Raw genomic sequence first — 19696 nt, 5'->3', positions numbered from 1 at the left:
TCGAGGGTCGCGGACACCTCGACGGTCCCCGAGGTGGAGACGCCGTCGAGGTAGACATCGGCATGCCGGCCCTCAGCTGCTGCCTGGCGGCGGCGTTCGGCCTCGAGGGGGTCGTGCTCGTCGCGGGCGGCGTCGACAGCGCGGTCGATCTGGGCGAAGGAACAGGTGTGGAGGAACGGCGCCAGCGCCTGGTCGACCGCGGTCGCGCCGTCCGGGGGCAGGGCGATGGTCTGCTCAGCGACGCGGAACGCCTTCCACACCTGGACCTCGAGCCTGACCACGCGGGCGTAGAGACGCGGGAGCCGGTGACGCAGCTCGAGGGCCTTGCCGAGGTAGGCGAGCCCGCCGTCGGTGGACATGCCGAGCGACAGGGCGAGGTCGAGGGCGGCGTACTCCCCGACCATCGGGGCACCCGGGCCGGCGAGGTGGAGGGCCGGCTCGACCATCGGGTCCAGCAGGTCCGCCACCTCGGCTGCATCAGCGCCGTTGACCGAGGCCCAGTCCAGGACCGCGTTGAGCTTGTTGACCTCGGCCTGGCTGGTCTCGACGCAGGCACCGCGGACCGACTCGAGCAGCGGGTCGCTGCTCGAGGTGCGGGTGGTCCGGTGGGTGCTGGGCATGGTCTGATTCTAGAGGCGACCACCGACAATTCGATGATGCGTTCGAGGCAGCCGGTGTCGCCCTGGGTAGGTCGGTTGCGGGGGTCTCGACGTGCAGAGACTTCGCCCCTTCGGCTCGACCAAAGTGGCGTGGGGGCACGGTTCGGCGTGCCGGTTGCGGGGGTCTCGACGCACAGAGACTCCGTCCCTGCGGCTCGACCACCGTGGGGTGGGGTCGGGTCCGGCGCACCGGCGGCAGACCTAGAACCGGCCAGCGGCGACCAACGTGGGGCGGCGTTCGTCCGGGAGGGTCTCCTCGACGACGTAGCGGCGGGGGCCCGAGTCGGGGGCGTGGAGGAGGGTGTCGGGGCCGGTCCAGAAGCCGACGTGGGTGATGCGCGTGCCCATCCCGTCGCGCGCGAAGAACCACAGGTCGCCCGGGCGCTCCTCCCCCAGCGGCACCGTCTCGCAGGTGGCGGCCTGGTCGAAGGCGTCGCGCGGGACCTGGACGCCGACCGCGCGGAAGCTCGTGTGCACCAGGCCGGAGCAGTCGATGCCGTCGTGGGTGAGACCGCCCCAGACGTAGGGCGTGCCGAGGTAGGTGCGGGCGATCTCGACGACGCTGTCCTCGTCGTGGGCAAGGTCGGCGGCGCGGGCCCAGCCCGGGTAGCCCATCGCGTCCTTCGACGACCACTGCCCGGGCGCGGTGACCCGGAGCCAGTCGCCCTCGCGGTCGTGCACCTCGACGCGCTCGCCGACGAGCAGCTGGGTGACCTGCTCGGCGGTCTCGTCGGGGGCGGCGACGACGCCGGTGACGCGGATGGCTCTCACGGGAGGACTCCTTCGATGCCCAGGCCGGGCTGGTCGGACAGGACGAGGTGGTCGCCGGCGTACGTCGGCCCGCCGGCGTACGGCGACGCCACCGACCACCACGCGGCGTCGAGGTCGGGCAGGCTCGACGTGCCCACGGCGGCCACGAGGGACGCCGCGGCGCCGACCCCGACGTGGGACTCCATCATCGAGCCGACGAACGTCCCGAAGCCGTGCAGGTGCGCGACCCGCAGCAGCTCGAGCGCGGGCGTGAGGCCGCCGCACTTGGCGAGCTTGACGTTGACGAGGTCGGCCGCGTCGAGCCGGATGATCTCGACGAGGTCCTCGAGGGTGAAGAGCGACTCGTCGGCCATCACCGGCGTCTCGACGTGGGCCGTCACGTAGGCGAGACCGATGACGTCGTGCGCGGGCACCGGCTGCTCCACCACCTCGACGTCGGTCCCCGCTACTTCGAGAGCACTGATCACGCGCACCGCCTCGAACGCGTCCCAGCCCTGGTTGGCGTCGAGGCGGAGCGCGACGTCGGCGCCGACCGCCGCCCGCACCGCGAGCACCCGGGCGACGTCGGTGGCCGCGTCGGTGCCGACCTTGAGCTTGAGGGTCCCGAACCCGTCGGCGACCCGGGCAGCCGCAGCGGTGGCCAGCTCGGCCGGCGTGCCCGCGGCGAGCGTGACGTCGGTGCGCACCGAGGTCGGCGGCAGGGTGGTGACTCCGGCGGTCGAGGCCAGGTGCTGCGCCAGTGTCAGCCCGGCCCGTCGCGCGGCGAGGTCGTGGAGCGCGACGTCGGCCGCCATCTTGGCCGAACGGTTGGCGACCACCGCTTGCTGGACGAGAGCGGTGCTCTCGCGGGGGTCGGCGGGTCGCCCGAGCAGCGCGTCGCGCAGGGGACCGTCCAGGCATGCCTGGGACCCCGCGAGCGAGTCGCCGGTCACCTGCCACACCTGGGGGGCCTCGCCCCAGCCGACGGCGCCGTCGCTGTCGACGACCTCGACGAGGACGGTCTCGATGGTCGTCGTACGACGCAGCGCGGTCACGAACGGCGTGTGCAGCGGGACACTCAGCCGGCGGGTGCGAACCTCGGTCACCGTCGCTCCCGTGTCCGGCGCGTTCATCGGCGCCGCTCCCAGGCCTCGGCCGCGAGCGCGGCGATCCGTTTCTCAGCGGTCTCGTGCGGCTCGTCGGTGCGCGTGAGCACCACCAGCGCGAAGGGTGGCGAGCCGGACGGGCGCACGATCGCCATGTCGTGGGTGATGCCGTCGACCCACCCGGTCTTGTTGGCGACCGGCGTCCCGGCGGGCAGCCCGGCGGGGATGGCGTCGCGGTGGCGCTGCCCGCGCATGACGTCCTCGACGGCGGGCGGCGTGTGCGCCAGCATCCGCCCGAGGTCGCGTGCGGTGACGTCGTTGGCGAGCCCGGCCTCGCGGCCGGCGAGGTCGCCGATGCCGCGGGTGAACGTCGTCTGCTCGCTGACCCCGGCCTCGCGCAGGACCTGCTGGACCGCAGCGACCCCGACCTCCTCCAGCAGCAGGTTGGTGGCGATGTTGCTCGAATCGACGATCGACCGGCGGCGCAGCTCGCGCAGCGTCTCGGTCGAGCCCAACGCGTCCCAGGTCAGGTCGTCCTGGTCGTCCTCGCGCTCGATCGTGAACCGGCCGTCGGCCACGGACGCGAAGTCGGCGTGCACGACGACCCGTCGCTCGAGGTCGATGCCCTCGGCCGCCGTCGCCAGGGGCACCTTGACCAGGCTCGCGGCGTACGCCGGCTCGTCGGCGGCCTGCTCCCACCAGGTGTCGCCGTCGAGGCCGCCGAGCCAGATCGCGACGAGGTCCTCCACGTACCCCACCCTAGGAGTCGGCACCGGCGCACCGGCGTCACCCTCGTGGGGTATTATCTCGACTGAATTACTTGTCTATGACTCCGGAGGTGCCCCATGCCTGCTCCCCACGACCTCGCCCAGGCCGACGTGATCGACGACGTCACGGCCCGACGCTCCACCGCGATCGACCGGTTCACGGCGTCGGTCACGCACCTGCTGGACGAGCGTGCCGACCTGCACGGCGTCCATCCCATGGCCGACCTCGTCTATGACGCGGTGCGCTGGTCGGCCTGATCGGCGCGCCCGTCGTTTCACCCCTAAGTGCGGCCATCGACGGTCTAGACCCGACCGGCACGGGTACGGAAGGAATCGCACCGCCTCCTTAAACTCCCCCCTCTGCTCTGCTCGGCTCTCAGCCTCAGACACACGGCTCCCAGCTCTGCGGATCTGAACCCCAGACCGGAGCACCCCCCATGACCCGCAACCACGGGCGCCCTCGCCTGCCCCGAACCGCGATCCCTGCGCTCGGCGTCGCCGTCCTCCTCGTCGTCGCGCCCCTGGCCGGCAGCGCCCACGCCGACTCGACCGTCGTCCCCCTGGGCGGCGCCCAGCCGTTCTCGGTCCTGGCCGGGGCGAGGATCACCAACATCGGCACGACGGTGGTCGACGGCGACATCGGGGTCTTCCCCGGCACGGCCATCACCGGCGCCGGCAGCATGGTCGTCGGCGGCACCGTGCACGCCGGCGACGCGGTCGCGCAGACCGCGCAGACCGACCTCACCGCGGGCTACAACGACGCCGCCGGCCAGACACCTCCGGTGGCCGCCGACGCCGAGCTCGGGGGCGAGACCCTCGTTGGCGGCGTCTACAACCGCAGCAGCTCGATGGCCCTCACCGGCGAGCTCACCCTCGACGGGCAGAACGACCCCGACTCGGTGTGGGTGTTCCAGGCCGGCTCGACCCTGACCCTGGCCAGCGCCAGCACCGTCGTCCTCATCAACGGAGCCAACCCGTGCCGGGTGTTCTGGCAGGTCGGCAGCTCGGCGACGCTCGGCACGAGCAGCCGACTCGTCGGCACCGTCATGGCCGACCAGAGCATCACCATGCAGACCGGCGCCCGGGTCAGCGGCCGGCTCCTCGCCCGCATCGGCGCCGTCACCCTCGACTCCAACGTCATCTCCTCACCCGCCTGCGTGCCCGCGGTCGGCGGCGGAACCCCGGGCACCCCCGGCACCCCCGGCACCCCCGGCACCGGAGGCGGTGGCGGCACCGGCAACGGTGGCGGCACGGGCGACGGCAGCAGCTTCATCGACGGCAGCGGCGGCGGGACCGGCGGTGGCGGCGACGGGAGCAGCACCGGCGGCGGTAGCGGCACGGGCACCGGCACCAGCACGAGCACCGGCACCGGGACGAGCACCCAGATCACCACTCCCCCGTCCGGTGGCGTGCCCACCGGGTCGGCGAGCACAGCCGCGACCGGCTCGGCCGGGACCGGCATCCTCGACCCCGCCACCGGCTGGGTCGCTCTCACCGGCCTCGCCGGGCTCGCCGGTCTCGCGGCGTACGTCGCCCGTCGACTCAACGAGCTCGGCAGCTCGGCACCGCGTCACCGTCGGCGCGCGTGAGTGATCCGGTGCCTCGGCACCGGACCTCCCCACGCGTCCGGCGACGGCTGCTCCTCGGCGTCGCCGGGCTCGTCGTCGCCGTCGTCCTGAGCGGCGCCGCGGTCCTCACCGCGACCGCCGCGCCGGACAGCACCACGATCGCGACGGACCGCGCACCCGGGGCCGTCGCCGCAGCGGCCACCCCGGACGAACCCGCCGCGCCGAGCACGCCGCGGCCGGCACCCAGTCCCGTCCGGGTCGCCGACGCCGCCCCCGTCACAGCCTCGGCACCGAACCGCCTGCTGGTCCCCTCCATCGGCGTCGACGTGGACGTGATGGACCTCGGGCTCACCGGGACCGGCACGCTGGAGGTGCCGCCGGGAGCGTTCCCGGCCGGCTGGTACGTCGGCTCGCCGACCCCGGGCGAGCTCGGCCCGGCCGTCCTCGCCGGCCACGTGAGCTGGAACGGGACGCCCGGCGTCTTCGAGCGACTCGCCGAGCTGGAGGCCGGTGACCGGGTCTCCGTGGTGCGCGAGGACGGTCGCGTCGCCGACTTCACGGTGACCCGCACCGCCCAGTACCCGAAGGACCGCTTCCCCACCGACGCCGTCTACGGCGACATCGACCGCGCCGGGCTCCGCCTGATCACGTGCGGCGGCCTCGACGCCGCCACCAGCACCTACGAGGACAACGTGGTCGTCTACGCGCGGCTCACCGGGACCCGTCGGCGATGACGCGCAGCCGCACCGCCGAGCCGAGGACGGCCCACCCCGCCGCCTGATCGCGACAACCGGAGCGCCCGCCGGTGCGTCTCCCTGCCGTGACCTCCCGACGGCTGGCTGCCTGCGCGGCCCTGCTCGCCTGCACCGGCGGCGCGGCCGGCACCGTCCCCGGCCCGCCCGAGCCTCCGGCCTCGCGGGACCAGCAGCGGGCAGCGCTCGTCGCCGCCCCGGCACCGCCGGCACTGCCCACCCAGCCGCCGGCCCCTGCGCCCAGGGCGCCCCGCGAGGTCAGCATCGTCATGGGCGGCGACCTGCTGTGGCACGACACGGTCTGGCAGAGCGCCGCCGCCGACGCGGCCGTGACCGGGCGGGGGCCGTACGACTTCGACCCGATGTTCGCCGACCTCAGGCCGGTCGTGCAGGAGGCCGACCTCGCGCTCTGCCACGAGGAGGTGCCGTTCGCCCGGCCCGGTCAGGCGCTGCAGAGCTTTCCGGTGTTCGCCGCGCCACCCCAGGTCGCACCGTGGATCGCGAGCATGGGCTTCGACGCGTGCACGACCGCGTCCAACCACGCCGTCGACCAGGGCTGGGAAGGACTCGTGCACACCGCCGACCTCCTCGACCGCCACGGCGTCGCCCACGTCGGCACGTTCCGCAGCCGGGCCGAGCGGCGGGAGCCGGTCGTGCTGACCACCGACGCCGGGGTCCGCGTGGGCCTCGTCGCCGGCACCTACGGGCTCAACGGGTTCCCGCTGCCCGAGGGGCGGCCGTGGTCGGTGTCGCTGTGGGACGCCGACGACCTGCTCGTGCAGGCGCACCGGGCACGCGCCGCTGGGGCCGACGTCGTCGTGGTCCACCTGCACGGCGGAAACGAGTACGACCACCTGCCCAACGCCGAGCAGGTCGCCCTCGTCGAGCGGCTGACCCGCTCCCCCGACGTCGACCTGGTGCTCGGCGATCACGCCCACGTCGTGCAGCCGATCACGCGGGTCCACGGCACGTGGGTCGTCTACGGCATGGGCAACCTGGTCGCCCAGCAGGAGACCTTCCGCACCGACACCTACGAGGGCGTCACCGTGCGCTTCACCTTCCGCGAGCGGCCCGACGGTCGCTTCGTCGTCCGCTCGGCGGCCTACCTGCCGACGGCGTGGAACGTCTACGGAGCCGGTGGCCCGATCCGCGTCCTCCGCGTCGTGCGCGCGCTTGCGGAGGGTCGCGGCGACCGGGCCCGGCTGCTCGCCGCGCGCGCATCGGTCCGTGCCGCCGTCAACGGGCTGGGGCGGACGCCGGGCCTGGTCGAGCGCTGACCGAACGGGTCGGCCGGCCCAGCGAGGCGATCGCGGCCAGCACGAGGACCATCCCCACCACGCCCACGACGCCGAGCCGCTCGCCCAGGAAGACCGTCGCCGCGAGGCCCGCGGTCACCGGCTCGACCAGGGTCGCGACCACCGCCGCGCTGCTCGCGGTGGTGCGCAGCCCGGCGTAGAGCAGCGCGTAGGCAAGGGCGAAGGTGAGCGCGCCGAGGTAGACCAGCGTCCCCAGCGCGACCGGGTCGGCGGTGCCGACCGGTCCCCCGACCACCACCTCGACCGCCAGCGCGACGGGCACGAGCCCGGCGGCGCCGACCACGGTCGCCGCCGTGGTGAGCGCGAGGGGATCGGCTCGGCGGGCCAGCGGCTCACCGAGCGCCGTCGCGGCGGCGTACGCCGTCCCCGAGCCGACGGCCGCGAGGACACCCAGCACCGGCGACGGGCCGGTCCCGCCGAGGCTCGCCGTACCGCTGACGAGCACCAGGCCGACCAGCGCCACGAGGGTCGGCGCGACCCCAGCCGGACGCGACCGCGTGGCCACGGCGTCGCGGGCCACCAGCAGCAGCGGTGCCAGGCCGAGGCTGACCACGGTCGAGACGGTGACGCCGACGAGCACGACGGACGCGAAGTAGAGCGCCTGGTAGGCCGCGGTGGCCAGCCCGACGAGCGCGACCCGACCGGGATCGGCCCGCAGCAGCACCCGGACGCCACCGAGGCGGCGGCAGCAGAGGGCGACCACGACGAGCACCAGCGCGGCAACGCCGGTCCGGTAGCCGCTGATCGTGAGGGCCGACAGCGAGGCGTGGTCGCGCACGACCTGCACGGCGAGTCCGCCGGTCCCCCACAGGACGCCCGCGAGACAGATCTGGAGCAGGCCGGTGCGGGCGGCCTGGGTCATGGCTCGATCGTCGCAGCGCACCGGTCCAGACCGCTGCGACATTTCGGTGGCCGGACCTGTCGGTTTCGTCGACGGCCTGCGTCATCGGGGCACGAGGATGGGCACCGGCCCCGTCCGCACCCCCAGGAGCCCTCATGACCAGCACCGCAGAGCCCGACCCCCAGCCGGCGTTCGCCGTCGCCGCGACGCGCCACGTCGCGGCGCCGCCCGAGGCCGTCTGGTCCCTGGTCGCCGACGTGACCCGGGTCGGCGAGCACAGCCCCGAGACGGTCCGCGCCCGCTGGCTCACCGGGTCGCCGGCGGCGGTCGGTGCGACCTTCGAGGGTCGCAACAGGCTCGGGTTCCTCACGTGGTCGACGGTCGCGACCGTCACCGCGGCCGACCCGGGACGTCGTTTCGCCTTCACGACGTCGGCCCCGTCGCTGACGACGTGGACCTACACCTTCGAGCCGGCCGCCGGCGGCACCCTGGTCACCGAGTCGATGCGCAAGGAGCACCCCCAGCCCGCACCGATCCGGTGGCTGCAGCGGCTGGCCGGTGTCCGCGACCGCGCCGCCCACCTCGAGGCCGGCATGACCACCACGCTGGAGCGGCTCGCCGCCACCGTCAGCACCCCGTCGACCCTCACCGCCTAGGAGCCCGCCATGGAATACATGTTCCTGATCCACACCGACGTCTCGTCCACTCCTGCCGACCCGGCCTCGGAGGGGTTCGAGGAGCTGATGGCGGCCTGGTTCGCCTACAACCAGGTCCTCGTCGACGGCCACCACTTCATCGCCGGGGCCAGCCTGCAGCCGGCCGCGACGGCGACCACGGTCTCGACCACCGCGTCTGGTCGTCCCGACGCCGTCGTGGACGGTCCCTACGCCGAGACCAAGGAGGACATCGGCGGGTTCTACGTCGTCCGGGCCGACGACCTCGACCAGGCCCTCGACCTGGCCCGCGCCATGCCCGGTGCCGCCTCCGTCGAGGTGCGGCCGCTGATGTTCCGGCCGGACGCCTGACCGGCGCGTGAGCGTCGAGGTCGCCCTCACCGACCTGGCCCGTGAGGAGAGCGGCCGCGTGCTCGCCCTCCTCGCCGGCCGGCTCGGCGACCTCGACCTCGCCGACGAGGCTGTGCAGGAGGCGCTGATCACGGCGTGGGCCACCTGGCCCGAGCGCGGCGTGCCCGACGACCCGGCCGCCTGGCTGCACACGGTCGCTCGCAACAAGGCGGTCGACCGGCTGCGTCGTCGCGCCGCCGCCGCGCGCCGTGAGCGGGCCGCGGCGGCCGACCTCGTCGAGGCCTTCGAGCCCGCCACCGAGCGACACCTGCTCCAGGAGGACCCCGTGGACGGCACCCCCGTCGGGGACGACCAGCTGCGCCTGATGCTGCTGTGCTGCCACCCCGCCCTCCACCGCGACGCCCAGGTCGCGCTGACCCTGCGCCTGGTCGGCGGCCTCACCACCACCGAGATCGCGGCCGCCTACCTGCAGCCGGAGGCGACCATCACCCAGCGGATCGTGCGCGCCAAGCGCAAGATCCGTGACGCCGGCATCCCACTGCACCTGCCCGCCCGTCTCGACGAGCGCATCGACGGGCTGCTGACCGTGCTCTACCTCGTCTTCAACGAGGGCTACCTGGCCCGGGGCGCCCAGCCCCTCCGCGTCGACCTGGCCGACGAGGCCGTCCGGCTCACCCGGCGTACCCGGGGGCTGCTGCCCGACCACGCCGAGACCGGCGGGCTGCTCGCGCTGATGCTGCTCCAGCGGGCCCGGTTCGCGGGGCGCTTCGACGGCGCGGGCGACCTCGTCCTCCTCGAGCACCAGGACCGCACCCGCTGGGACGCCGCCGGCATCGCCGAGGGCCACCGGGTCCTGGCGGCGGCGCTGCGGCTAGGCCGCCCCGGGGCCTACCAGCTGCAGGGCGTCGTCGCCGCGCTGCACGCCGGCGCCCGGACCTACGCCGACACCGACTGGACCGCCGTCGTGGCGGCGTACGACGCCCTCGTCGGCCTCACCGACTCACCGGTCGCGCGGCTCAACCGCGCCGCGGCGGTGGGGCGCGCGGACGGCCCGCGGGCCGGGCTCCGGGCGCTGGACGACGTGACCGGCCTCGACGGCTACCACTTGCTGCACGCCACGCGGGGCGAGCTGCTGCTGCGGGCCGGCGAGCGGGACGAGGGCCTGGCCTCCCTGGAACGGGCGCTCGAGCTCGCGCCGAGCGAGGCCGAGCGCCGTCACCTCGTACGCCGGATCGGCGCCGAACGACGGCCCTGACCGCCCTACTCGACGACGACCTCGACGCGCTGGAACTCCTTGAGGTCGGTGTAGCCCGTGGTGGCCATGGAGCGGCGCAGCGCGCCGATGAGGTTCATCGTGCCGTCGGCGACGCGGGAGGGCCCGAACAGGACCTCCTCGAGGGTGCCGACCTGGTCGAACTTGACCCGCTGGCCGCGCGGGAGCGCCTCGTGGTGGGCCTCGGCGCCCCAGTGGAAGCCGTGGCCGGGCGCGTCGGTGGCGCGCGCGAACGGCGAGCCGACCATGACGGCGTCGGCGCCGCAGGCGATCGCCTTGGCGATGTCACCGGACTTGCCGATCGAGCCGTCGGCGATGACGTGGACGTAGCGGCCGCCCGACTCGTCGAGGTAGTCGCGGCGCGCGGCGGCGACGTCGGCGACGGCGCTGGCCATCGGGACGGCGACCCCGAGCACGGTACGGGTGGTGTGGGCCGCTCCCCCGCCGAAGCCGACGAGCACGCCGGCCGCGCCGGTGCGCATCAGGTGGAGCGCGGCCTGGTGGGTCGCGCAGCCGCCGACGATGACGGGCACGTCGAGCTCGTAGATGAACTCCTTGAGGTTGAGCGGCTCGGCCTGGCTGGAGACGTGCTCGGCACTCACGGTCGTGCCGCGGATGACGAACATGTCGACGCCGGCGTCGACCACGACCTTGGCGAACTCCTTGGTGCGCTGGGGCGAGAGCGAGCCCGCGACCGTCACGCCGGCGTCGCGCACCTCGCGCAGCCGCTCGGCGATGAGCTCGGGGCGCACCGGCTCGGTGTAGATCTCCTGCATGCGCGCGGTGGCGTCGATGCCCTCGAGGCCCGCCACCTCGGCGAGCAGCTCGCTGGGGTCGTCGTAGCGCGTCCAGAGGCCCTCGAGGTTGAGCACCCCGAGGCCGCCGTGGCGGCCCAGCGCGATCGCGGTCGCCGGGGACATCACGGAGTCCATGGGCGCGGCGAGCACCGGCAGCGAGAAGCGGTAGGCGTCGATCTGCCAGTCGATGCTGACCTCCTCCGGGTCGCGGGTGCGCCGCGAGGGCACGATCGCGATGTCGTCGAAGGAGTAGGCCCGGCGGGCTCGTTTGGCCTGGCCGATCTGGATCTCGGTCATGGCGCGCAGTCTTCCATGACCACCCGACCCACCTCCGACTGCGGGGACGGGTCAGTCGGCGGTGCTGTCGACGGCGACGACGACGGCGGCTGCGGCCGCGACGGCCTCGCGCAGTCCCCTCGACGCCAGCCGGTCGGCGCGCTCGTTGCCCTCGATGCCGGCGTGGCCCTTGACCCAGTGCCACTCGACGTCGTGCTCGGCGCTGGCCGCGACCAGGCGCTGCCACAGGTCGACGTTCTTGACGGGCTGCTTGGCCGAGGTGCGCCAGCCGTTCTTCTGCCAGCCGATCACCCACTGGGTGATGCCGCTGCGGACGTAGACGCTGTCGGTGAAGAGCTGCACCGTCGAGCGGCGGGTGAGGGCCTCGAGCGCCATGATCGGCGCCATCAGCTCCATCCGGTTGTTGGTGGTCGTCCCGGCCTCGCCGCCGCACAGGTCCTTCTGGTGCGAGCCTGCGGTCAGGAACGCACCCCAGCCGCCGGGCCCGGGGTTGGGCTCGCACGCGCCGTCGGTGTAGATCACGACGTCGCCCACGTCCGGGAGTCTCCCACCTCGTCGTCTCGACAGGAGACAAGGGACGTCCGGACGGGCCAGGATGTCGTCCGAGGACTGCTCCCTCCGCGACACGACACCCACGTCACGCCTCGTCACGTCACCTCCAGGAGTCATCGTGCGGATCCGTCCGGCCTTGGTCGCGCTCACCCTCGTCCTGCCCGCGCTCGCCGTGCTCGGCGGGATCGGCGGAGCCCCACCGGCCCACGCCGGGCCCACGTCGTTCACCTGGACCGGCGCCCAGGACAACGGCTGGGGCAACAAGATGAACTGGAGCCCGAGCGACCGCGCGCCCGAGAACGGCGACTCGGTGAGCATCGGGCCCGCGGCCCGCAACCCCACGAACGTCCCGGACATCTCGCTCGCGACGCTGTCGGTCAGCGGCAGCCCGGACAGCCTCGTCTCGGTGTCGGGCCCGGGCACGATCACCGCCCAGCAGCTGGTGTGGCAGGGCGGCGACATCGACGTCAACCTCGTGGTCGGCGGGCTCGGCGCGCCGCCGTCGATCGTCTCCCCGATGCAGAGCCCGCTCCGGTTCGGGTCCGGTGGGCGCCAGGAGCTCACGGTCCTCGGCGACCTGTCGCTCGCCGCCGGGCTGGGCGCCGGCGACCGGCCCTGGCTGACGCTGATGTTCGACAGCTCGATCCAGGTGGCGAGCACCGGGACCCTGCGCCTCGACCCGGCGGCCTACGTCCTGGGTGGCCGGTGCTGCGCGACGCCGACCTCGACCATCGACGTCGACGGCACCGTCCTGGTCGGCAACGTGCTCGGCACGACCGGCTTCACCGCGCACCTCACCGAGGTCGGCCTGGACCTCGACGGGAGCATCGACGTGGCCGAGGGCAACACCCTCGACCTCGTCGGCGGCCCCGTGCGCTCGACCGGCGCCCTCACCGGCGGCGGCACCGTCCGGGTCACCGAGACCGACGGCCCGGCCTTCGACCCCGCGCACCCGACCGACCCCGACGGCACCCTCAAGCTGCTCGACGACCTCACCCTCGACGACGGCACCGTCCTCGAGCTCGGGCAGTACGCCGAGCTCTCCGGCGCCCACCGTGTCGTCGGCGACGGCTCCGTCCGACTGGCCGGCGCGACCGTCCACGGCGAGGTCGGGCTCGCCGACACCGTGCCCGCGACGGTGGCGCCCGGGCCGGCGACCCGGGTCGTGGCGTGGGACCCCGCCGTCGTCGGTCAGCGGGGCGTGCTCACGCCCGCCGGGGGTCTCACCGTCGAGCCGGGAGCCTCGCTCTCGGTCCACGGCCGCGCGCGGCTCGTGGTGCCCGCCGGCTCCACGACCCGGCTCGCTGCCGGCTCGACCCTCACGTCCGACGGGTGCTGCACCAACCCCGGAGTCGTCACCGTCCAGCGCGGGGGCACCCTCGCCGTGACCGGCAGCACCGCCACGCCGACGACGCTGCGCTGGGTCGAGCTGGGTGGCGCCGGGGGCGTCACCCACTCCGGCCGCTCGGCGTGGGACCTCGCGGGCACCAGCTTCGTCACGGGCGCGACGTTCACCGGGTCGGGGCGCATCGACGGCGACCTGCCGGCCGGCGCCCTGCGGGTGACCCCGGTCGGCGTGCTCACCATCGACGGCGACTACACCGCCAACCCCGGCGGCACCTACGTCGTCCGGGTCCCGGGCTCGACCAACGTCACCGCGACGGACCGCGTGCACGTCACGGGCACGGCCCGGCTGGCGGGCGGCGTCACGACCGTCGGCACGACGCGATGGCCGCGGGACGAGGCGTTCACCGCACTGACGGCCGGACGCGTCGAGGGCGGGTTCGGCTGCGCCCGCACCCCGGGCTTCGTCCCGGTCGTCGGCGCCCGGGCGGTCAGCCTCCGCTCGGTCGTCGTGCGCGACGCGACCTGCTTCCGGCCGGCGCAGAGCACCCGTCTCGGGGCGACCTTCCGCGGCCGGCGTACGACGACCCTGACGGTGCCGGCCGCGGCCCGACGCGCGCTCCTGCGGGTGACCGTGTCAGGCGCCCAGAGGGCCACGACCCTCACGTTGGCGGCGCCCGGCGGCGGCACGGCTCGGGTGCGGGTGGCCCGGCGCACGACGTCGACCGTCTACGTCGTCGTGCGGCTGGGCTCGTCGCGCCGGCTGACCGCCTCGGTCCCTCGTCGGACGAAGGTCGTGGTCCAGCAGGTCGGCTGGTATGCCTAGAAGCCGGTGTAGTTGGGCGCCTCGACGGTCATCTGCACGTCGTGGGGGTGGCTCTCCTTGAGGGAGGCGGAGGTGATCCGCACGAAGCGGCCCTTGTCCTGCAGCTCGGCGACGGTGCGGGCGCCGGTGTAGAACATCGACTGGGTCAGCCCGCCGATGAGCTGGTGGGCGACGGCCTCGAGCGGGCCGCGGTAGGCGACCTGGCCCTCGATGCCCTCGGGGACGATCTTGTCGTCGCTGGCGACCTCGGCCTGGAAGTAGCGGTCCTTGGAGTAGGACTTCTTGCCGCGGCTCGACATCGCGCCGAGCGAGCCCATGCCGCGATAGGCCTTGTACTGCTTGCCGTTGGTGAAGACGAGGTCGCCGGGCGACTCCTCGCAGCCCGCGAGCAGCGAGCCGACCATCACCGAGTCGGCGCCGGCGACGAGGGCCTTGGCGATCTCGCCGGAGTGCTTCATGCCGCCGTCGGCGATGACCGGGACACCGGCCGGCTTGCAGGCCAGCGACGCCTCGTAGACCGCGGTCACCTGGGGCACGCCGACCCCGGTGACGACCCGGGTGGTGCAGATCGAGCCGGGTCCGACGCCGACCTTGACCGCGTCGGCACCCGCATCGACGAACGCCTGCGCGCCCTCGCGGGTGGCGACGTTGCCGCCGATGACCTGCACGTGGCGGGTCGCCGGGTCGTTCTTGAGTCGCTCGACCATCTCGAGCAGCATCCGCACGTTGCCGTGGGCGGTGTCGGCGACGAGCACGTCGACGCCGGCCTCGACGAGCGTGGTGGCGCGCAGCCAGGCGTCGCCGAAGTAGCCGATCGCGGCACCGACCATGAGCCGGCCGTGCGCGTCGTTGGAGGCCAGCGGGAACTGCTCGCCCTTGACGAAGTCCTTGACGGTGATGAGGCCGGCCAGGCGGCCCTGGTCGTCGACCAGCGGCAGCCGCTCGCGCTTGTGGCGGCGCAGGAGCAGCGTGGCGTCCTCGCGGGAGATGCCGACCGGGCCGGTGATCAGCGGCATCGGGGTCATCACCTCGTCGACCTTGGTCGTCGCCCACTCGGCGACCGGAGTGAAGCGCAGGTCGCGGTTGGTGATGATGCCGATCAGGTGGAACTCCTGGTCGACGACCGGCAGCCCGGAGACCCGGTACTCACCACAGATGCGGTCGAGGTCCTCGAGCGTGCGGTCGGGAGTGATCGTGACCGGGTTGGAGATGATGCCGGTCTGGGTGCGCTTGACGAGGTCGACCTGGTAGGCCTGGTCCTCGATCGACAGGTTGCGGTGGAGCACGCCGAGGCCGCCCTGGCGGGCCATGGCGATCGCCATCCGCGACTCGGTGACGGTGTCCATCGCCGCGCTGATGATCGGCACCTTGATGGTGATCTCGCGGGTCAGCCGCGTCGAGGTGTCGATCTCGTCGGGTGCGAGGTCCGAATGGCCTGGCAGGAGCAGGACGTCGTCGTAGGTGAGACCGAGGGCGGCGAACTTCTCAGGGACCTCCACGAGTCAAGCGTACGCGGAGACGCGGGTCACTCCCCGCGCGGGCGCAGCTCGACGACCGAGATGCGCACGGTGAGGGTCTCCCCCGCCATCCGGATCCGGCCGCGCATGCCCGCGGCCAGCACCATCGGCATCACCGCGCGGTTGTCGTGGGCGGTCGTGAGGACGACCTCGTCGGCACCGAGCCCGCGTGCCAGGCGCGCACCCTCGCCCAGCAGCTTGGTGCCGATGCCGCGCCGCTGCCAGGCCGCGTCGACCTCGAGGTCGATGGTGTGGACGCTCGCGTCGCCCGGCGTCGGGGAGACGAGCGCGTGGCCGATCGCGACGCCGTCGGCGAGGGCGGTCACCCGGCCCCCGTCGACGACGTACTCGGGGACGGCGCCGCTGCCCATCCGGCGGCTGCCGGACGGGGCGAAGGCCGGTCGCTCGCGGCCGAGGACGTCGCTGACGAGGTCGGCCATGGCGGCGCCCCGGGTCCGCTCGACCGCGGTGAACGGCGCCACGCGCCGGACCTGGACCTGGACGTCGCCGACGCTCATCTCCATGACGTCCTGGTGTCCGTCGCCGGGGTGCACGTCGGCGTCGAAGAGGTGGGCCACGACGTCGGGGAAGGACGCCGGCTGGGACAGCACGGCCCGGGCGGCCTCGACGTAGCGCGTGGGCTGGTCGACCAGGGCGTCCTCGGTGCAGGGCGAGGCCACGACCTGGAGCGCGCCGGCGCGCTCGACGAGGGCGACGAGGTCGGCGGCGTCCCAGCCCTCGGGGGTGCGGACGACGAGCTCGTCGGTGACCTGCTCCACGTCGGGGAAGACCTGGAAGCCGACGATGTTGACGCCCGCCTTGCCGCACTCCTGGGCGAGGGCGGCCAGGGCGCCGGGGCGGTCCGGCAGGGTCGCTCGCGCTCTCCACAGCATGGCCTCGAGCGTGCCGGTGGCGCGTTGCGGTCGCAAGTCCCCGCGGTTTCCGCAGCGCAAAACGTCCGGTCAGACGGCCCGGATACCGGCGATCTTCCAGGCACCGCCGACCAGGACGAGATCGACCCGGACCCGGCTGCGGGCGATCACCTCGGGCTCGTCGTCACGCGTCAGCCCCCGGGCCTCGACGAGCACCTGGTCGACGTAGAGCAGGCAGACGGCGTTCTCGTCGTCGTCGGTCCGCACCACGCCGGCACCCCGCACGAGGCCCTGGGCGACGGCCCTGCGGCGGGCGGCGAACGGCCGGACCCGGCGGTCGAAGCTGCGCGTGAACACGGTGGCGTAGCGGCGGGTCATCAAGGCCGTGGCAGCCGCCAGCGAGCCGTCGAGGTCGCGGTGGTCATAGCTGAGGGTCAGCGGCAGCGACCGGACCGCCGCGCTCAGCGCGTCGCCGCCCGGCCCGACGAGGTCGGCCGCCCGGAAGCCGGGCGCCGTCGTGCCCGTCGTACCCGGTGGCTCGCCGGCCCCGACCGGGTCGGGCCGGGTGAGGGCGAGGACGACGCTGAGGACCGACCCGGCCACGACCAGCGCCAGCAGCACCGCGACGCGGCTGTCGCGCAGCACCGACACCTCAGGCCACCTCGTCCAGCGACGCGACCAGCCAGGTCCCGTCGACCAGGTCGAGGCCGACCCGGGTGCGGTAGCGCGTCGTGCCCGTCGCGCCGGCCCGCGAGGTCGTGACGTCGACGGAGACCAGGATCAGGGCCCGGTTGGTGACGAGGTACTCGGTGGCCGTGCCGTCGCGCGGCAGCGCCGCGGAGAGCACCAGCCGCTCGTCGGTGATCCGCCTGGCCAGGGCCCCGGCCGTGGCGTCGTACTCGTCGACGAAGTCGGGCGTGCCCAGCTCGCGCATCGCCTCCATGTCGGCCCTGATCCTCCGGTGGTCGATGGTGAAGTACGTCGTCGCGGCGGTCCGGGCGGCCACCACGGCCCGGCCGGCACTGTCGTCGGCCCACCCGGGCACGCCGATGTCGGCCGGCCGCAGGTCGCGGACGTCGGCGGCGTCGCGCCGGTCGTGGAGCAGGATCAGCGACGTCGCGACGACCACGAGCAGCAGCACGACGAGGAGCGCGACCAGCAGACGCGGGCGTCGTGGGGTCACGACGTCGTCCATCGCTCCCTCCCAAGGGCTCACGGGCTGACCCGCCCACCCTGGCACGAACGACCACCCCGCGCGTGCCGTTCCACCACAGCGCGTCGTCCACCGCGGGCGGAGTGGAGACGGCAGCAGGGCCCGGCGCCGAAGCACCGGGCCCTGCTGTGGAACGAGGTGGTGAGGAGCGAGCTCCGGGGATCGTCCGGTCACCCGGCGCCCCGACCACCGACCGAGACGACCACCGGGCGCACGTCGGGGCCGGTGGCCCCCCGATCCGGTCGGGCCCGCCGTACCAGGCTGCGGCAGCTCTACGAGAGCGTGGCGGGTCCGCGGATCGAGGCCACCGGCCCCGACCAGTTCAACTCAGTGGCCGTGGCCGTGGCCCTGGCCAGCGGCCGCGGCGTCGTCCTCGTCCTCGGGCTTCTCGACGATCAGCGTCTCGGTCGTCAGCAGCATGGCCGCGATCGAGGTGGCGTTGATCAGCGCGGAGCGGGTGACCTTGACCGGGTCGAGGACGCCCTGGGCGACCAGGTCGCCGTACTCCTCGGTCGCGGCGTTGTAGCCCTTGCCGAGGCCGAGCTCGCGGACCTTGCTGGTCACGACGTAGCCGTTGACGCCGCCGTTCTCTGCGATCCAGCGCAGCGGCTCGTCGGCGGCCTTGCGGACCACGCGGACGCCGAACGCCTCGTCGCCGGTGAGGCCGAGGTCCTTGTCGAGCACGGAGACGGCGTGGATGAGAGCGGAGCCACCGCCGGGGACGATGCCCTCCTCGATCGCGGCGCGCGTCGCGGAGACGGCGTCCTCGATGCGGTGCTTCTTCTCCTTGAGCTCGACCTCGGTGGCCGCGCCGACCTTGATGACGCAGACGCCGCCGGCGAGCTTGGCGAGACGCTCCTGGAGCTTCTCCTTGTCCCAGTCGGAGTCGGAGTTGTCGATCTCGGCCTTGATCTGGTTGACGCGGGCCTCGACCTCGGCGCTGTCGCCGGCGCCGTCGACGATGGTGGTGTCGTCCTTGGTGACCACGATGCGGCGGGCGGTGCCGAGCACGTCGAGACCGACCTGGTCGAGCTTGAGGCCGACCTCGGGGGCGACGATCTGACCACCGGTGAGGGTGGCGATGTCCTGCATCATGGCCTTACGGCGGTCACCGAACGCGGGGCTCTTGACGGCCACGGCGTTGAACGTGCCGCGGATCTTGTTGACCACGAGGGTCGAGAGCGCCTCGCCGTCGACGTCCTCGGCGAGGATGAAGAGCGACTTGCCGGCGGCGATGACCTTCTCGAGCAGGGGCAGCAGGTCGGAGACCGACGAGATCTTGCCCTGGTGGAGCAGGATGTAGGGGTCCTCGAGGACGGCCTCCATGCGCTCGGGGTCGGTGACGAAGTACTGGCTGATGTAGCCCTTGTCGAACTGCATCCCCTCGGTGAACTCCAGCTCGGTGCCCATGGTGTTGGACTCCTCGACGGTGATCACGCCGTCCTTGCCGACCTTGTCGAAGGCGTCGGCGAGCAGGTCGCCGATGTGGGCGTCGCGGCTCGAGATCGTCGCGACGGACGCCATGTCCTCGCGGGTCTCGACCTCGCGGGCGGCCTCGAGGAGGGCGTCGCTGACGGCCTGGGCGGCGAGGTCCATGCCGCGCTTGAGGCCCATCGGGTTGGCGCCGGCCGCGACGGCGCGCAGGCCCTCGTGGACCATCGCCTGGGCGAGCACGGTGGCGGTGGTGGTGCCGTCACCGGCGACGTCGTTGGTCTTGGTGGCCACCTCCTTGGTCAGCTGGGCGCCGAGGTTCTCGAACGGGTCGTCGAGCTCGATCTCGCGGGCGACGGTGACACCGTCGTTGGTGATCGTGGGGGCGCCCCACTTCTTGTCGAGGACGACGTAGCGGCCCTTGGGGCCGAGCGTGACCTTGACGGCGTTGGCGAGGGCGTCGACCCCGCGCTCGAGGGCGCGGCGGGCGTTCTCGTCGAACTCCAGGATCTTGGGCATGTGGTGCTCTCCTCAGTGAGAGGTCGTGTGGGTGGTCGGAAAAACGGTTCGTCCGCCCCTGCGGGAGCCGGGGCTCACCGTGGGGCGGACGACCCGGCAGTTCAGAGGTGAATCAGGAGACGATCGCGAGGACGTCGCGCGCCGAGAGGATGAGGAACTCCTCGCCGGAGTACTTGACCTCGGTGCCGCCGTACTTGCTGTAGATGACCTTGTCGCCGATGGCGACGTCCATCGGGATGCGGCCGTCGCCGTCCTCGTTGGAGCGGCCGGG

Annotated in this window: 19 protein-coding genes and 2 pseudogenes; 8 read left to right on the top strand and 13 right to left on the bottom strand. The window is 73.7% G+C overall.

Going from position 1 to position 19696, the window contains the following annotated elements; all coding sequences use genetic code 11:
• From Q7T52_RS17225 to Q7T52_RS17210, 4 genes and pseudogenes are all read right to left on the bottom strand, one after another.
• Positions 1–620 (bottom strand): annotated as a pseudogene (locus Q7T52_RS17225) (HNH endonuclease); the annotation flags it as partial.
• 240 nt (positions 621–860) lie between these two features.
• A complete protein-coding gene (locus Q7T52_RS17220; protein ID WP_304804657.1) occupies positions 861–1430 on the bottom strand; it encodes a C40 family peptidase in 570 nt (189 codons plus the stop codon).
• The gene (locus tag Q7T52_RS17215; protein ID WP_304804655.1) at positions 1427–2515 is read right to left on the bottom strand and encodes a dipeptide epimerase; all 1089 of its coding nucleotides are present in this window, start codon (positions 2513–2515) and stop codon (positions 1427–1429) included. Before Q7T52_RS17215 ends, Q7T52_RS17220 begins: the two co-directional genes overlap by 4 nt.
• 23 nt (positions 2516–2538) lie before the next feature.
• Positions 2539–3264, bottom strand: coding sequence for a serine hydrolase (locus Q7T52_RS17210; protein ID WP_304804653.1), 726 nt, complete (start codon positions 3262–3264; stop codon positions 2539–2541).
• A 96-nt stretch (positions 3265–3360) separates the two neighbouring features.
• On the opposite strand from Q7T52_RS17210, the gene Q7T52_RS17205 reads away from it, so the two are divergent.
• The 4 genes from Q7T52_RS17205 (at position 3361) to Q7T52_RS17190 (ending at position 6879) form a co-directional block, all read left to right on the top strand.
• Positions 3361–3540 carry a hypothetical protein gene (locus Q7T52_RS17205; RefSeq protein WP_304804651.1) on the top strand — a complete coding sequence of 60 codons (180 nt, stop codon included), beginning with the start codon at positions 3361–3363 and terminating at the stop codon, positions 3538–3540.
• Between the two features lie 179 nt (positions 3541–3719).
• Entirely contained in the window at positions 3720–4871 is a 1152-nt protein-coding gene (locus tag Q7T52_RS17200) for an ice-binding family protein (protein WP_304804649.1), read from the top strand.
• Positions 4868–5584: a class F sortase gene (locus Q7T52_RS17195; RefSeq protein WP_304804647.1), complete on the top strand. Its 717-nt coding sequence runs from the start codon at positions 4868–4870 to the stop codon at positions 5582–5584. The genes Q7T52_RS17200 and Q7T52_RS17195 overlap by 4 nt, the downstream gene beginning before the upstream one ends.
• Positions 5585–5670: 86 nt before the next feature.
• Positions 5671–6879: a CapA family protein gene (locus Q7T52_RS17190; protein WP_304804645.1), complete on the top strand. Its 1209-nt coding sequence runs from the start codon at positions 5671–5673 to the stop codon at positions 6877–6879.
• On the opposite strand, the gene Q7T52_RS17185 is transcribed toward Q7T52_RS17190, so the two are convergent.
• Positions 6839–7780, bottom strand: a complete 942-nt coding sequence (locus Q7T52_RS17185) for a DMT family transporter (RefSeq protein ID WP_304804644.1) — start codon at positions 7778–7780, stop codon at positions 6839–6841. The genes Q7T52_RS17190 and Q7T52_RS17185 overlap by 41 nt on opposite strands.
• 134 nt (positions 7781–7914) lie before the next feature.
• Here Q7T52_RS17185 and Q7T52_RS17180 point away from each other — a divergent pair, with 134 nt between their 5' ends.
• Genes Q7T52_RS17180 through Q7T52_RS17170 form a run of 3 tightly spaced genes read left to right on the top strand, consistent with a single transcriptional unit; the run spans position 7915 to position 10039 of the window.
• Entirely contained in the window at positions 7915–8415 is a 501-nt protein-coding gene (locus Q7T52_RS17180) for an SRPBCC family protein (protein ID WP_304804642.1), read from the top strand.
• A 9-nt stretch (positions 8416–8424) separates the two neighbouring features.
• On the top strand, positions 8425–8784 hold the full coding sequence (locus Q7T52_RS17175) for a YciI family protein (RefSeq protein ID WP_304804641.1): 360 nt from the start codon (positions 8425–8427) through the stop codon (positions 8782–8784).
• A 7-nt stretch (positions 8785–8791) separates the two neighbouring features.
• On the top strand, positions 8792–10039 hold the full coding sequence (locus tag Q7T52_RS17170) for an RNA polymerase sigma factor (RefSeq protein ID WP_304804639.1): 1248 nt from the start codon (positions 8792–8794) through the stop codon (positions 10037–10039).
• 5 nt (positions 10040–10044) lie between these two features.
• Here Q7T52_RS17170 and Q7T52_RS17165 read toward each other — a convergent pair whose 3' ends face one another.
• Together Q7T52_RS17165 and rnhA are read right to left on the bottom strand one after the other, a co-directional pair.
• The gene (locus Q7T52_RS17165; protein ID WP_304804637.1) at positions 10045–11151 is read right to left on the bottom strand and encodes a GuaB3 family IMP dehydrogenase-related protein; all 1107 of its coding nucleotides are present in this window, start codon (positions 11149–11151) and stop codon (positions 10045–10047) included.
• Between the two features lie 51 nt (positions 11152–11202).
• On the bottom strand, positions 11203–11685 hold the full coding sequence (gene rnhA, locus Q7T52_RS17160) for a ribonuclease HI (RefSeq protein ID WP_304804636.1): 483 nt from the start codon (positions 11683–11685) through the stop codon (positions 11203–11205).
• Between the two features lie 136 nt (positions 11686–11821).
• On the opposite strand from rnhA, the gene Q7T52_RS17155 reads away from it, so the two are divergent.
• Positions 11822–13873: a hypothetical protein gene (locus Q7T52_RS17155; protein ID WP_304804635.1), complete on the top strand. Its 2052-nt coding sequence runs from the start codon at positions 11822–11824 to the stop codon at positions 13871–13873.
• On the opposite strand, the gene guaB is transcribed toward Q7T52_RS17155, so the two are convergent.
• The 6 genes and pseudogenes from guaB to Q7T52_RS17125 form a co-directional block, all read right to left on the bottom strand.
• Positions 13870–15372 (bottom strand): IMP dehydrogenase, encoded by a 1503-nt coding sequence (gene guaB / locus Q7T52_RS17150; RefSeq protein ID WP_304804634.1) that lies wholly within the window; start codon positions 15370–15372, stop codon positions 13870–13872. The two genes, Q7T52_RS17155 and guaB, sit on opposite strands and share 4 nt — an antisense overlap.
• Positions 15373–15398: 26 nt before the next feature.
• Entirely contained in the window at positions 15399–16283 is an 885-nt protein-coding gene (locus Q7T52_RS17145; RefSeq protein ID WP_304804632.1) for a GNAT family N-acetyltransferase, read from the bottom strand.
• A gap of 69 nt (positions 16284–16352) precedes the next feature.
• Positions 16353–16913 carry a hypothetical protein gene (locus Q7T52_RS17140; RefSeq protein ID WP_304804630.1) on the bottom strand — a complete coding sequence of 187 codons (561 nt, stop codon included), beginning with the start codon at positions 16911–16913 and terminating at the stop codon, positions 16353–16355.
• Position 16914: 1 nt separating this feature from the next.
• Complete coding sequence (locus Q7T52_RS17135; RefSeq protein WP_304804628.1) at positions 16915–17457, bottom strand: hypothetical protein; 543 nt, start codon at positions 17455–17457, stop codon at positions 16915–16917.
• A 345-nt stretch (positions 17458–17802) separates the two neighbouring features.
• Positions 17803–19425 (bottom strand): chaperonin GroEL, encoded by a 1623-nt coding sequence (gene groL / locus Q7T52_RS17130; protein WP_304804626.1) that lies wholly within the window; start codon positions 19423–19425, stop codon positions 17803–17805.
• A 112-nt stretch (positions 19426–19537) separates the two neighbouring features.
• A pseudogene (locus tag Q7T52_RS17125) lies at positions 19538–19696 on the bottom strand (co-chaperone GroES); the annotation flags it as partial.

The organism is Nocardioides sp., assembly GCF_030655615.1.
Lineage (GTDB): Bacteria > Actinomycetota > Actinomycetes > Propionibacteriales > Nocardioidaceae > Nocardioides.
Note: the sequence above shows the minus strand (reverse complement) of the source record. Positions and strands in the feature narration are given on the sequence as shown.